The following is a 14,553-nucleotide window of genomic DNA, read 5'->3' on the forward strand; positions in this document are numbered from 1 at the left end:
TGCAATATCTTGAAGTTAGCGTGATGACTAAACGCCACCTTGATCTAGCTCATCAAAATGACGATTGACTAGCGCACGCAATTCATCAATCTGCTCAATCGCATATTGTCGATTTGGGAATACTGCTGGCAAGCGCAATACATTGCCGTCTTCAGCCAAGAAAGCAGCTTCAACAGAAACAGCCTCTCCAAGGGTGCGTACAGCAAATACGCCGCGGCCTGTAATCGGCTGACTTGCACCTGCATCTTCTGCGGCTTGATTGGATTGCGTCATTTGCGCTCCTTCGTTAATTGCCTGTAAAGGCGCCGTGGAAACTGTAGGCTGCCCTAATACGGTTTTTGTTGTTGGCTTTGATGTTGTTTTTGGCATAGTTTTTGTTGTTGCTTTAGATGCTGTTTTTGTCATTGTTTTTTGTGGAGTTTTCAAAGTTGATTTCGGTGCTGATTTTGCAATTGGCTTAGTAGCAGGTTTGATGGAAGATTTCACGGCGTTCTTCACTGCAGTTTTTGTCGCAGACCTTGCTACCGGTTTGCTTGCTGCTTTGGCCGCAGGCTTCTTAATAACCTTAGCGGCAGGTTTTGCTGCACTGCGCGCTTTAGAGGTGACGGTCTTTGCTTTAGTTTTCATATGGGCAGAGTTGCTGTAATCCAGAATCGATGAGAGCTAATGCCCCCGTTTTGTGTCAGGTAGTTTGTTACGCTTTGGGTAAGGCCACCAGTTCGCATGGCAAATGCGCCCTTCACATTTAAGTTGTAAGGGCCTAGCCAAGCTAAGCTCACGCCGGCACCTTGGAGTACGTAGTTGTTGCTAACGGTATTGATCGCTGGATTGAATTTCCAGGTCTGCACATTTCCAATGTCATAGAAGCCCGCAACTTGAGTTTGGTAAGGCAAGTCATGGCGAAGCTCAACCGTAGTTAAGTTACCTTGACTGCCAGCGCCTTGACCTGAACCGTAGGCGCGCACATTCAACGGGCCGCCTAAGTAGAGTTGCTCAGAGCTATCCATATTCTTGCTTGCCCACTGACCCGAAACGGAAACATATGCAGACATCTCATCGGTTACCGTTTGCAAACGAGTAAGGGCGTAACGCGCTTTTGAAAAGCTACCTGCTACCCCATAAGTAGAGCTATAAGGCCCATTGATGTTTCGAGAGATATCGCCACCAGATACGTTTAATAAACCAGTGTTGATACCTCCGCCCCAAATATCATCCAAACGATTACCGTTAAGACCCAATTGCGCCACACTGGTTGTGTAGGTTTGGTCTTGATTAACACCAGCAATGGTCCAGTTCTTAAATTCACTGTAATTCCAATTAAACGTGGTGATTAAGTTCGCGGGACGGGAGCGAATCAGCGGCATGCTTGCTTCAACACCACCAGTATTGGCGATACCATTGGCATACAAGCTATTGAAGCTTTGGTTGAGCACACGATAGGCCATGGTGCTGCCATTCACACCCATGCGCAAACCACTAGTGCCGACCGGCGCGGTGTAACTTACACGACCATAACTATTGCCTTCTGAGTACATTGCATAGGCAGATAACTGATCACCAATACCCAATGGGCCATTAGCATTTGCTAAGACCGATGTACGAATCTTGCCGCTATTGGCATCGCCATAGTTATCAACACTGACTTGGCCATTGATCAAGGGCTTATCTTCTACCGTCAAAACTAAAATCGTATCGCCCGGTTGGGTGCCGCTTTGCAAACTGCTTGTGACCGATACATCCGGTAGATCATTCAATGTGAGCAAAGCAAAATCAAGTTGATCAAGCGATAACTCTGATGCTTTTGGAATGTGTGAGTAGACCCACTCTTCCACTCGCTCATTACTGACCCGCTTAGAGCGGTTATCAATGGAAATGCCACCGAGCTTTGCTTCAATCAATTGAATGCGCACTACACCAGCTGTGATGTCTTGCTTTGGTAGCACTGCGCGAACTAGCCATCCACGCTCGCGGTAATACTGCGTGATTGCATTCGTTAGCTGGGTAAGATCATCAAACGTGATCGGAGTATTAACCAAGTCTTTTGCCAAATGGTCTAAATCAGCAGTGGGAACTTTGGTATTTCCGGTAAATTCAAAACGCTTTACGACAAAAGTCATTTGCCCTGGAGGTGGAGCACTTGGCTTCACCTCTAACGGAGCAACATTGCGTGTTGCATCTGGAAGAAGTGGCGCTGTAGGCTCAAGCTCACGGTTTTGTTGCAATAACTGACCAGCGGAGGTTTGGGCGGTAGCAGTTGAACCCCCCAAAAGGGTGCAGAAAAGGATGAATCCAAAGGAAAGGGCAAAGAATATTTGCCCTTGAGTTCGCGCGCGTACATACATGCACGTGATTTTACTTTAAAAACGCCATTTTTGACGCTTTAAATGGCTATCCGGTCATCAAAAATAGCGCCCTGATAACGTTCTAACTCATTGATTTATATAGTTTTTGTATCTGCTTAATAATTAGGCAGGAAAAAGTCTCTAAAAAGAGGTTCTTTTTTAGAACTTTTTGGCCTCATTTTTATGCTGATGAACGCAGGAAGAATGGCCAACCCTTTGGTGCAAATTTCCGCAAAAACGCGGCATTTTGAATATATTTGCCAATTCTTTATGCACGCTAAAATTGCTTATGAGCTCACCTATTGCCTTTGATTACCCCCAGCAAAATGCTGCTGGCGCCACCTGTACCGCCCAAGCTTGGGCCAAAACCCCTCCCCAACTTCATGGTTCCGAGAAGGTCGCCGTCATTGCTCGCATTAAACAATTATTGGTTGAGAAAGATGCTGCTTTAGTCGCCCACTACTATGTTGACGGTGACATTCAGGATTTAGCGATGGAGACCGGTGGGTACGTTGCTGACTCTTTGGAGATGGCGCGTTTTGGTAAAAATCATTCAGCAAAAAATCTAATTGTTGCCGGCGTTCGCTTTATGGGCGAGTCTGCAAAAATACTTAGCCCTGAAAAACGCGTGTTCATGCCCGACCTGGATGCAACCTGTTCGCTTGACTTAGGTTGCGATGCTTCAGACTTTGCAGCATTTAGAGCTGCGCATCCTGATCGCGTTGTCGTGGTGTATGCAAACACTTCGGCAGCAGTTAAAGCTCAAGCCGATTGGATGGTGACCAGTTCTTGTGCATTAGCGATCGTGCATCAACTCAAAGTTGAAGGTAAAAAAATCTTGTGGGCACCCGATCGTCATTTGGGTCGTTACATTCAAGAGCAAACTGGCGCGGATATGTTGCTATGGAATGGCGCTTGCATTGTTCATGATGAATTTAAAGCTGTTGAGCTTGAACTTTTAAAGGCCGCCCACCCCAACGCAATGATCTTGGTTCATCCAGAGTCACCGCAAGCAGTCGTTGACCTTGCAGACGTTGTGGGCTCTACCTCTGCCATGATTAAGGCCGTGGTTGAAGGCGCTGCTACTGAGTACATTGTGGCTACTGATAACGGCATCTTGCATCGCATGCGCCAGCTAGCCCCCAATAAGAAACTGATTGAAGCGCCAACTGCTGGCAATAGTGCAACCTGTAAAAGTTGCGCTCACTGCCCATGGATGGCCATGAATGGCTTACAAGGAATATTGAATTGCCTAGAATACGAATCTGGTGAAATCTTCGTCGAAGAACCTATTCGTGTTCAAGCACTGGGTTGCATAGAGCGCATGCTCGACTTCACCAAAAAACATCCTGACCTTTTAGCTAAAGCGCAGCATGGCTTTGTAAAAAATATTGGCGCCGCTTAATTTTTATATTGATATATGTTTGAATACAACGAAACCTTAGAGCAAGCACGCCAACGCAATATTCATGATGCACTCATGGAAGATATCGGCACTGGTGATTGGACTGCAAAGCTCGTTCCCAGAAAACCAGTAAAGGCGCAGCTCATTGTCCGTCAAGAAGCTGTACTTTGTGGTGTGGATTGGTTTGAAGGCACACTCAAGAAGCTTGATCCCAACTCCAAAGTAACTTGGCATTACCTAGAGGGCGACATGATGAAACCCGATACCAAGGTTTGCGATATTGAAGCTGACTCACAAGCACTCCTATCTGCCGAACGTACCTGTATTAACTTCTTGCAAACGCTTTCTTGGACAGCCAGCATAACGCGTCAGCACGTTGATGCAATTGCGGGCGCTAGCCCGAATCCAAAGGGCTGCGCGGTATTGGATACACGTAAAACCGTTCCTGGATTACGTCAGGCTCAGAAGTACGCAGTACTCGTTGGCGGCGGCAAAAATCAACGTCTAGCCCTTTGGCACGGCATTCTGATTAAAGAGAATCATATTGCCGCAGCTGGAAGTGTTACTGCAGCTTTAAAGAATGCTCAAGCACTTACTGCTGGAGTGGATATTCAGATTGAAGTAGAAAACTTTGCTGAACTTGAAGAGGCTCTAGCTGCGGGTGCGAAAAGTATTTTGATTGATAACTTCAATGCCGATCAAATGAAGCAAGCTGTTGCCATTTCCGCTGGACGTGCTTTGCTAGAAGCCTCTGGTGGTATCAACCTAGATCAAATGCGCGCTATTGCATCTACTGGTGTTGATCGCATCTCCCTTGGAAAACTCACCAAGGATGTGAATGCGGTTGATTTCTCGATGCGCATTTTGTAGCAATTTGGTTATACCAATAGCACTTGAATGCCCTTAGTTTCAATTAGCTGAAGTAGCTTGGCAGCGGCACCACTAGGGTGCTTTCCAGAACCTGTCGACTCCCATTTTTGAACTGTAGAGACACTTACATTTAGTAGTGAGGCAAAAATGGATTGACTCATTCTTGCTTGATGAATGCGTATATCCGTCACTTTTTTAGGTGTAAATAATGGTGGCTTTTCTAAGCAAAGGGTCTTCATTTTTGCATAATCATGCTTTGTTAAAAGACCGTGCTCCTCCAATGCCTGCGCCATTTCCAATAGCTCGTCAAGCACCCTTCTATCTTCAGATTTTAATTTTTTACTCATTGCAATTTAGCTCCTTCAATATCCCAGCCCTAACTAGTACCCGCAATCTATTTCTATCTGCCTTTTCGAATGACTTAGCAATAATCGTTGCCGCCTCTTGCTCCACATTACTAAAGTCAGAGCCGGGATAACTCTTTTCCCTGCCAAAGATAAAAATAATTGCTTCCTTGTTTTTCTTGGCAACAATAGTGCGAATGCCCCCGCTTTTGCCCTGACCTGGAAGTGGGATTCTCTTTTTACATACCCCACCACCTAAGTCAGCCTCATAAACTCCTCGCTCAATCTCTCTAGCAGCATTACAAAGTTCTATAGCTCCAATAATTTTTCTTGCCCAACGATCGAATGTTTTTGTTTTTAAGACTATTTTCATAGTCGAGATTTTAATGTATAGCACTCAGTGCTATACCATTGTATCCGACAATGAATTAGGGTTGCAAGTAACCGGCATTTATAGAAGAATTCCGTGCAAATCTATAGAGTTAAATGACACAAGCTATGCGCGCCATGTGAGAAGCCTGGTATCTACAACGCGAGAGGGAAGATGAAAAACAAAACTACAAGCCCCTATGATGTGGCAGAACATTTGCGCACACCCCAGGAAATAGCCCTCTATCTTCAAGTATGCATTGAGGAATCAAATGGAGATGTTGAATTTATAGCAAGGGTATTGGACGATATAGCTAGAGCCCAAGACGCAACCCTGGAACCCAATGGGCCACGGCGTCCTGGGATTTAATACATTTATTACGCTTGCGAGCAATCGCACTAAATTACCCTTCCCTACCCTTGTAAATGATCTGCTTCTCCAGGGCGTTGCGAATAAATTCAATATTGCTTCGCAGGCTATAGCATTCAGCAGTGGCTAGCTTTGCTGCTTTTGATCTGAGTATTCTGCGCTCCATCTCATTAAGCACCTCAATATATTCACTGCGACGATTAGGGTCAAAGGTTTGAATCGTGTTCTGCTCAAATTTATCAAGCTCTTTATAAATGGAGTTGATCTGTTTCTTGGCCAAATTTGTTCTGTAAGTAGGAATTGATTTAATAACGGGATAAGCAAAAGCAGCAAAGGGAAGCAAGAGGAAGAACATGCGCTCTAAGAACTCCGCAAGCCAGAATGGCAAATACTTCATTAATGTCGGTGTGCCTTTTTCATAGAAGAACTTTGCCTCATCACTCAATGGCGCTTCGGTATTCATATAGGCCGGAAACTCTCCCGCTTTAGAAAAATAGGATTTGTTACCGTTAATTTCTCTGGCAGCCTCTAAAAATAGGACCTGAATTGCTGGGTGCAGGCGGTTATCAATTAAGAGATTGGTCGTAGTCGAAATCAGCTCAATTGGATGATCCGGGATATTTTTCCCGAGATCAAAGCCGCCCATGGGAACGGTCACTTCCTCGAAATACGGCAATAAACGGGTATAGGCGTCTGCACGCGTAAATGAAGCTAACTTAATGCCTGGATTTTTAATGAGTCTTTGTACGTTTGGTGAATCAAAACCATCTACCAAAATCACGGCATCAATTTCGCCACGCTCCAAAGCACTAACACCTTCAGCATTCCCAAGACTAAGTAAATTAGGGGCATCGCTTTTTAAGCCATTGAGTTTAAATATTCCAAGAGCCTGCGTACGTGTTCCACTCCCCACCGGGCCGATATTGATTTTTAGCTTAGCAATATCTCTATCAGATACGTGAATACTTTCGTTAAAGGCATTCTTGCGATAGAACATCCATACTGGCTCATAGTCAACACTACCTAGGGATTCCACACCAGAAAGATTGTCTACAGCAATCATTCCACCCTGAACAAGGGCTGCTTGGATTGGATCTTTTCGATCAATGAGATGTTGAAGATTTTCTTTAGAGCCGTGGGTCTCTACTAATTCAAGTTCAATACCTTTTTTCTCAAAATAGGTCTTATATTTTTCACCCAATACTTTGTAGGAGCCGCCGGTACCAGTTGCCATTAATACTTTATTAGGTGGCGCAGGCTTTGCAAACCAAATCAGAATAAATAGAGCAAGAATTAATAAGAAAACAAGTGGCCAGACCTCTCTTAAAGCACTAACCCAATTTTTGATCTCATCAGCTGCCGTTTGGTAAACGGCAGAGATATGTTCGCTGACTTCTTCTTTAAAACTGGCCATGTCATTCCTCGTGATATTGGGCTAGCTTATCACCAATAAACGGGGTTTTATAGCTTCGAAAGCCTACGAGGCTGCATCACTCTCTGCACCCTCTGCTTGAGGGGTGAGAATGGTTGGGTAAGACACCGCCCAAGTACCGGGGTAGTCCCGGCTGTAGTGCAATCCACGGCTCTCTCTGCGCATTAAGGCTGAGCGCACAATCAATTCCGCACATTCCAATAAGTTTCTGAGCTCAATGAGATCACGTGTGACCTTAAAGTTAGCGTAATACTCTTGCACCTCATAACGCAGCAACTTAATGCGATGAAGGGCTCGCTCAAGGCGGCGATTGGTTCTCACAATACCTACGTAATTCCACATCAAAGAACGTAGCTCATCCCAGTTGTGGGCAATGACCACTTGCTCATCCGCATCCTCAACTTGGCTCTCGTCCCACAATGGGAGAGCCGGCATCACTGGGGTCTTCAGATTGGAGATATCTTCTGCAGCAGCCTTGCCAATGACGACGCACTCCAACAATGAGTTGCTTGCCAAGCGATTCGCCCCGTGTAAGCCGGTGTAAGTTGCCTCACCTACTGCATAGAGTCCTGGCAAATCAGTACGCCCCTTGAGATCAGTCACTACACCACCACAGGTGTAGTGCGCAGCAGGGACAACTGGAATCGGTTCTTTGGTGATATCTAGACCAAGACTTAAGCAGCGCGCATAAATCATCGGAAAATGCTCTTTAATAAATGCTTCGCCTAAATGTGTGGCATCGAGATGGACATAGTCTAAGCCGTGCTTTTTCATTTCAAAGTCAATAGCACGGGCAACGATATCGCGCGGCGCTAATTCGTGGCGATCATCGTGGTCAGGCATGAAGCGTGTGCCATCAGGCAGTTTGAGCAGACCACCCTCACCGCGCATGGCTTCGGTAATCAGGAATGTACGGTCACTTGGGTGATACAGACATGTCGGATGAAATTGAATAAATTCCATATTGCCTACTCGGCAACCTGCGCGCCAAGCCATAGCAATGCCATCGCCTGTAGCGGTATCGGGGTTGCTGGTGTAGCGATAAACCTTGCCTACGCCGCCAGTAGCTAAAACCACTGACTTGGCTTCGATTGTTTCTACGCGATTATTTTTAATATCAAGTGCATATACACCGTAACAACGATTAGGCTTAGTGCGCTGGGTCTTGGCATCGAGCTGACGATTGGTGATGAGATCAAGTGCGATCCAATGCTCCAAGATCTGAATATTTTTATGGGATTTAGCTTTATCTAACAGCACTTCATGAATTGCCTTACCCGTGGCATCAGCAGCATGAGCAATACGACGATGACTATGACCACCTTCGCGGGTTAAATGCAAACCCATTGGGCCAGCTTCATCAGTTGTGAATGGGACACCTTGCTCTACCAACCAACGTATCGCATCAGCGCTTTCTTCGGCGATATAGCGTGCTGTGGATTCAACCACAAGCCCTGCACCGGCATCTAAGGTGTCAGCTACGTGCGAATCGATACTGTCATGCTCTTTGTCGACTACCCCAACAATACCGCCTTGGGCCCAAGCTGTAGCAGCCTCACCTAAACCTCGTTTGGCCATCAAAATCACCGGCTGGGATTCGGCCATGTGCAAGGCGACAGTCAGCCCCGCTAATCCAGCCCCAATAATCAGGACAGGAAGCTCGGCGTTTACGGTGGTGTTTTGGGAGGGTTTAGAACTTGCCATAGAGAGATCATTCTAAAGGGCAAAGGGGAAACTTGTTCTGATGTGCCCTTAAATCAACCTTTATCAATCCAATAGCCAGGGGGGATCTATGAAAATCAAGCAGGTAACTATGTAAGGCCCTACCAAATCTCCTTGCCAACAGGTTTTGCCTCCAGCCATTCATTATCTTCATTTGAGCGCTTCATTTCCGGATTCCAATTCGCAAGCAATTCATCTAGCCGAAATTGTGCTTGCTTTACTGGCTTAGGCTCTGACAGGGAGGCTAATGAGTCAGCAATGAAGGATGCAGGTAAATCGGGATTATCAATTGCTGCTCGACCTACTTTTACCCAAAATTCAATTTGAGCTTGAATAGTATGGCGCTCAAGCCTTGCCTCTCTCTTTGCTGCCTCATATAAATCATGATTAATTTTGATTAATCTACTCATCAGATACCCCCATAAAGACTTTTTACTACAAAATTAGGCATCCTGAAAACAAGGTCTTTAAACAAAAAAGCTCCCATTTGGGAGCCATTTTGTGAATTGCCAAATCCTAATTTAAACGTTGGACATTTCCTTAGATCCACCTGGGGCATTTGTACCGTACCCCATGATCTTGGATGCTTCACCGCCCTTAGCAAGCTTCACAGCGCAATACTTAAACTCTGGAATCTTGCCAAATGGATCTAGTGCTGAATTGGTAATCAAGTTAGCAGCAGCCTCATAGTAGGCAAACGGAATAAAGATCACCCCTCTTGGTGTTCCGTCGTCTCTTCTTACGTGGATACCGACTTCACCACGACGAGACTGAACGGTAATGACGTCACCAGCAGATACGCCTAGCTGGGTCATGTCCTCACCGTTCATCGATACAGTAGCCATAGGCTCAATGGCATCCAGCACAGTGGCGCGGCGCGTCATACTGCCGGTATGCCAATGCTCTAGCTGACGACCAGTGATCAATACAAATGGATATTCAGTATCAGGACGTTCATTCGCAGGAATGATATCGGCCGGCACTAACTTCACTCGTCCATCTTTGGTGTCAAACTTGTCATTAAAGACAATTGGGCGACCCGGATCTTCAGCAGATAAGCATGGATAGGTAACGCTAGATTCTTTTTCCAAGCGCTCCCAAGTAATGCCGTTAATCGCACCATGCATTGCTTGACGCATTTCATCATAAACCTCAGCAACACCAGCATCAGGACCTTGGTAATTCCAGTTCAGACCCATGCGCTTGGCAATCTCTTGAATAATCCACAAGTCAGGTTTTGCATCACCAGGAGGATTGATTGCTTTCTTGCCCATCTGAACCATGCGGTCAGTATTGCTAGCCGTACCAACCTTTTCAGGCCAAGCACTTGCAGGCAAGACTACGTCAGCAAGCAATGCTGTCTCAGTCATGAAGATATCTTGTACAACTAAGTGCTCAAGAGCCGCTAATGCATGACGCGCATGATTTAAATCCGGATCACTCATCGCCGGGTTTTCACCCTCGACAAACATGCCCCGAATCTTGTCCGGATCGGAATCGGGGGCAGTGATCTTATGCATGATCTCTACCACGGTATATCCAGGTTTTTTATCTAATGGCGTATCCCAGAACTTCTCAAACCAAGCATGCGCTTCTGGATTATCAACGCGCTGATAGTTCGGGAACATCATTGGAATCAAGCCAGCATCACTAGCACCTTGCACGTTGTTCTGACCACGCAATGGATGCAAACCAGACCCTGGCTTACCAATTTGACCAGTGATACTCACTAAAGCGATTAAGCAGCGTGCATTGTCTGTGCCGTGCACGTGTTGACTTACGCCCATGCCCCACAAGATCATTGCAGATTTGGTGGTAGCGAACTCTCTTGCCACTTCACGCAATGTTTCCGCCGAAATGCCGCAGATTGGTGCCATCGCCTCAGGGCTATAACCCTTGATGTTTTCTTTCAGAGCCTCGAAGTTATTAGAGCGGTCTTTAATAAATTCTTTGTCGACCAAACCTTCCTCAATAATTGTGAAGATCATGGCATTGAGCATGGCCACATCGGTATCCGGCTTGAACTGCATTGTGCGCCAAGCATGCTTACTAATCTCGGTCTTACGAGGATCACACAGAACGATTTTTGCACCACGTTTCGCGGCGTTCTTGAACCAGGTAGCAGCAACAGGATGATTAGCGGTTGGATTGGATCCAATCAAGAAAATCATACTCGAGTGCTCAACATCATTCACTTGGTTACTTACTGCACCAGAACCAACACCCTCAAGAAGGGCTGCTACCGATGAAGCATGACAAAGGCGTGTGCAATGATCTACGTTATTGCTGCCAAAACCAGTACGCACCAGTTTTTGGAATAAATAGGCCTCTTCGTTGCTGCCTTTTGCAGAGCCAAAGCCTGCCAATACTTTATTGCCATATTGATCTTTGAGTTTCTTCAGACCGCCGCCGGCAACTTCTAAGGCCTCTTCCCAAGTCGCTTCACGGAAGATGTTAGACCAGTCTTGCTTGCCTTCAAGCATAGACTCATCTTTAGCAACACCCGCTTTACGAATTAATGGCTTAGTGAGGCGTTGTGGGTTATGGATGTAATCCATACCAAAACGGCCTTTAACGCAGAGACGATTGTGATTGGCAGGGCCATCACGACCTTCAACGCTGACGATCTTTTCATCCTTAACGTTATAAGTGATTTGACAACCGACGCCACAGAACGGACAAACAGAATCGACTTTGCGATCCACTGTCTGTGAACCAATCAAACCTTTAGGCATCAATGCACCAGTTGGGCAAGCCTGTACACATTCGCCACAGGCAACGCAAGTACTGTCACCCATTGGATCATTTAAGTCGAATACGATCTCACTATGACCGCCACGCATGGCGTAACCGATCACATCATTAACTTGCTCTTCACGACAAGCACGTACACAGCGATTACATTGAATGCAGGCATCCAAGTTCACAGCCATCGCTGGATGTGAAATATCGCTACTAACTTTTTCGCGACGGAGTGCTTTGAGCTCTGGACGAACTGTCACGTCCATACGTGCAGCCCAAGTACTCAGCTCACCATGCTGGTTCTGTTGCTCTTCTTCTTTGCTATCGCCAACCCACTTAAAGCCTTCATCGGGCATATCGGAGAGCAACATTTCCAGAACCAATTTCTGACTCTTGATTGCTCGTTCGCTATTAGCCTTCACTTCCATTCCTGGAGTCGCGCTTCTGCAGCAACTTGGCGCTAATGTACGCTCGCCATTAATTTCGACTACGCATGCACGGCAGTTGCCGTCAGGACGGTAACCATCTTTAAAGCATAGATGTGGAATATCAATACCGTGTCGTTTGGCAGCCTTGAGAATCGTTTCGCCTTCATACGAAACTATCGTCTTGCCGTCTAGCTTGAACTCTACGGTTTGTAATTCGAGTTCTTTTGGATTTGTGGGTGCGTTCATGTTTGTCTCGTTATTCCCTGAATATTATTTAAGTGACTTCCTTATGCAACTTCTTCAGGGAAATATTTATGAATACAACGAATAGGGTTTGGTGCCGCTTGGCCAAGACCACAAATAGAAGCATCCACCATCACGGTGGCTAAGTCCTCTAAGGTTTCTTGATCCCATGACTTGGCTTGCATCAACTTGGCTGCTTTACCTGTGCCAACACGGCAAGGTGTACATTGACCGCAGCTCTCATGTTCAAAGAAATGCATCACGTTCAATGCCATATCGCGCGCTTTGTCTTTGTCGCTAAACACCATGACTGCAGCAGAACCAATAAAGCATCCATAAGGTTGCAAAGTATCAAAGTCGAGCGGGATGTCATTCATGGTCGCCGGCAAAATACCGCCCGATGCGCCACCAGGCAAATAGCCGTAGAACTGGTGGCCATCTTGCATGCCACCACAGTACTCATCAATCAATTCTTGAATCGTGATGCCTGCTGGGGCTAACTTCACACCAGGTTTGTTCACGCGCCCGCTCACGCTAAAGCTTCGCAAGCCCTTGCGATCATGACGACCGAATGAACTGAACCATTCTGGTCCGCGCTGAACAATGTCACGCACCCAGTATAGAGTTTCAAAGTTGTGCTCGAGCGTTGGGCGTCCAAACAAACCGACTTGTGCAATATATGGAGGGCGCATCCGTGGCTCACCACGTTTACCTTCGATACTTTCAATCATGGCGGATTCTTCTCCGCAGATGTAGGCACCAGCGCCACGACGTAATTCAATATTCGGTAATTTAAATGGCGGATTAGCTTTGAGCTTTACCAATTCAGCCTCAAGCAACTCACGGCAGCCGTGATACTCATCACGCAAATAGATATAGCAAGCATCAATACCAACCACGCTGGCTGCAATTAACAGGCCTTCTAAGAAGCGATGTGGATCGCGCTCTAAGTAAGTGCGATCTTTAAATGTTCCTGGTTCACCTTCGTCGATGTTCACTGCCATCAATTTAGGTGCTACTTGATCTTTCACAATGCGCCATTTGCGACCCGCCGGGAATCCTGCACCGCCTAAGCCACGTAAGCCAGAGCTTTCCATTGCCTTGATGATGCTTTCAGCGTCCTTCTTGCCTTCGAAAATTTCTTTAGCCAAAGCGTAACCGCCTTGAGCACGATAAGACTCGTAACCAACATAGTCAGGAGAAACAGCCTGCATCTCACCCTGAGGAGAAACGCCCTGCTCCGCCAAAGCAGCAGGATCAAAGACGGCATCGTCTTTAGCCATTGGCTGAGTGGTCAGCTTGTTATTAACAGCAGCCTGTACTTTGTCTGTCGTTGCAAACAGAACTGGATATTGATGAACTACTGCTACTGGGGCTTGCTCGCAACGTCCCACGCAAGGAGCTGCGGCGACTTTGATATTTGGATTACCTAAGATACTTGGCAACTTGGCCAATAGATTTTGTGCCCCCGCCAATTCACAGGCAATACCATCACAAACGCGAATAAGGATGTCTGCTACCGGATCGTTTCCACGCACTACTTCAAAGTGATGATAGAAAGTAGCTACTTCATATACTTCTGCCATCGGCAGATTCATTTCCTTAGCAAGCGCGACTAAATGACGATCATGCAAAGCGCGATACTCATCATTAAGCTTGTGAAGATTTTCAATTAATAGATCACGACGATGTGGCGCATTACCAATGAGCTGGCGAACTTCAGCAACGGAAACATCGTCTGCTTGACGTCCTTTCAATTTGCTCTTACGGCGAATGGTTTCCCTCAAATCATCTGCGGTTGCAACGGCAACTGCTTTGACTTCTCCAGAAGGCTTTGGATGATTCATAGTTCGTAGTCTCTAATTTTCTATTTATTGCTATTTTGTGCTCAGCACCAATGCAGAGCGTTGTCACACTTTGCCCATCAAAAAAACCTTGCCAATCCAAATACTTGGCTAGTTATGATTACGCAAAATAACGCATTATTTTGGGTTATTTATACCCCTAAGTCCTTGACGGCGCTCAAGGACTTATATAAAGGGTTTACCCTACTAAAGGAGGGATGGTGAAGGCTGGTCACCAGGAGGCAGGGAGTAGTCCAACTTACGCTCATAGAGCCTATCCTTGTAGCAATCTTGGTAACCCTTACTACCAATTTGCCAGCCAATCGAAGTACAGTCGTCCTGGGCTGCTGATTCAATGGAGCCGCAACCCACTAGGCCAAGGCTAGCAATCAATGAGGCGACAGAAATAATGCGCAATTTTGTTGAATTCATGACCTCAAGT

13 protein-coding genes are annotated in these 14,553 nt (G+C 46.2%); 3 read left to right on the top strand and 10 right to left on the bottom strand.

Translation table 11 applies throughout. From position 1 onward, the window contains the following. Positions 1–27: 27 nt before the first annotated feature. Complete coding sequence (locus C2755_RS05895; protein ID WP_215319967.1) at positions 28–273, bottom strand: hypothetical protein; 246 nt, start codon at positions 271–273, stop codon at positions 28–30. A 34-nt stretch (positions 274–307) separates the two neighbouring features. On the opposite strand from C2755_RS05895, the gene C2755_RS05900 reads away from it, so the two are divergent. After that, positions 308–646: a hypothetical protein gene (locus C2755_RS05900; RefSeq protein WP_215319969.1), complete on the top strand. Its 339-nt coding sequence runs from the start codon at positions 308–310 to the stop codon at positions 644–646. On the opposite strand, the gene C2755_RS05905 is transcribed toward C2755_RS05900, so the two are convergent. Then, positions 624–2,342, bottom strand: coding sequence for a ShlB/FhaC/HecB family hemolysin secretion/activation protein (locus C2755_RS05905; protein WP_215319971.1), 1,719 nt, complete (start codon positions 2,340–2,342; stop codon positions 624–626). The two genes, C2755_RS05900 and C2755_RS05905, sit on opposite strands and share 23 nt — an antisense overlap. Positions 2,343–2,631: 289 nt before the next feature. On the opposite strand from C2755_RS05905, the gene nadA reads away from it, so the two are divergent. Both nadA and nadC read left to right on the top strand, forming a co-directional pair. Continuing rightward, complete coding sequence (gene nadA, locus C2755_RS05910; RefSeq protein WP_215319973.1) at positions 2,632–3,747, top strand: quinolinate synthase NadA; 1,116 nt, start codon at positions 2,632–2,634, stop codon at positions 3,745–3,747. A 15-nt stretch (positions 3,748–3,762) separates the two neighbouring features. After that, positions 3,763–4,617 carry a carboxylating nicotinate-nucleotide diphosphorylase gene (gene nadC / locus C2755_RS05915; protein WP_215319975.1) on the top strand — a complete coding sequence of 285 codons (855 nt, stop codon included), beginning with the start codon at positions 3,763–3,765 and terminating at the stop codon, positions 4,615–4,617. 8 nt (positions 4,618–4,625) lie between these two features. Here nadC and C2755_RS05920 read toward each other — a convergent pair whose 3' ends face one another. The 8 genes from C2755_RS05920 to C2755_RS05955 all read right to left on the bottom strand — a co-directional run bounded on the left by C2755_RS05920 (position 4,626) and on the right by C2755_RS05955 (position 14,543). Beyond that, the gene (locus C2755_RS05920) at positions 4,626–4,964 is read right to left on the bottom strand and encodes a DNA-binding transcriptional regulator (RefSeq protein WP_076024163.1); all 339 of its coding nucleotides are present in this window, start codon (positions 4,962–4,964) and stop codon (positions 4,626–4,628) included. Continuing rightward, a complete protein-coding gene (locus C2755_RS05925) occupies positions 4,957–5,334 on the bottom strand; it encodes a type II toxin-antitoxin system RelE/ParE family toxin (protein ID WP_215319977.1) in 378 nt (125 codons plus the stop codon). The genes C2755_RS05920 and C2755_RS05925 overlap by 8 nt, the downstream gene beginning before the upstream one ends. 400 nt (positions 5,335–5,734) lie before the next feature. Next, positions 5,735–7,114 carry a TAXI family TRAP transporter solute-binding subunit gene (locus C2755_RS05930; protein ID WP_215319979.1) on the bottom strand — a complete coding sequence of 460 codons (1,380 nt, stop codon included), beginning with the start codon at positions 7,112–7,114 and terminating at the stop codon, positions 5,735–5,737. 63 nt (positions 7,115–7,177) lie between these two features. Next, positions 7,178–8,836 carry an L-aspartate oxidase gene (nadB, locus tag C2755_RS05935; protein WP_215319981.1) on the bottom strand — a complete coding sequence of 553 codons (1,659 nt, stop codon included), beginning with the start codon at positions 8,834–8,836 and terminating at the stop codon, positions 7,178–7,180. Positions 8,837–8,955: 119 nt separating this feature from the next. Further along, positions 8,956–9,264, bottom strand: coding sequence for a hypothetical protein (locus tag C2755_RS05940; protein WP_215319983.1), 309 nt, complete (start codon positions 9,262–9,264; stop codon positions 8,956–8,958). A gap of 111 nt (positions 9,265–9,375) precedes the next feature. After that, a complete protein-coding gene (gene fdhF, locus C2755_RS05945) occupies positions 9,376–12,270 on the bottom strand; it encodes a formate dehydrogenase subunit alpha (protein ID WP_215319984.1) in 2,895 nt (964 codons plus the stop codon). Between the two features lie 41 nt (positions 12,271–12,311). After that, the gene (locus C2755_RS05950) at positions 12,312–14,114 is read right to left on the bottom strand and encodes an NAD(P)H-dependent oxidoreductase subunit E (protein ID WP_215319986.1); all 1,803 of its coding nucleotides are present in this window, start codon (positions 14,112–14,114) and stop codon (positions 12,312–12,314) included. A 204-nt stretch (positions 14,115–14,318) separates the two neighbouring features. Next, a complete protein-coding gene (locus C2755_RS05955; protein ID WP_215319989.1) occupies positions 14,319–14,543 on the bottom strand; it encodes a hypothetical protein in 225 nt (74 codons plus the stop codon). Positions 14,544–14,553: the final 10 nt, after the last annotated feature.

Source organism: Polynucleobacter sp. MWH-S4W17 (assembly GCF_018687535.1).
In the GTDB taxonomy this organism is placed as follows: domain Bacteria; phylum Pseudomonadota; class Gammaproteobacteria; order Burkholderiales; family Burkholderiaceae; genus Polynucleobacter.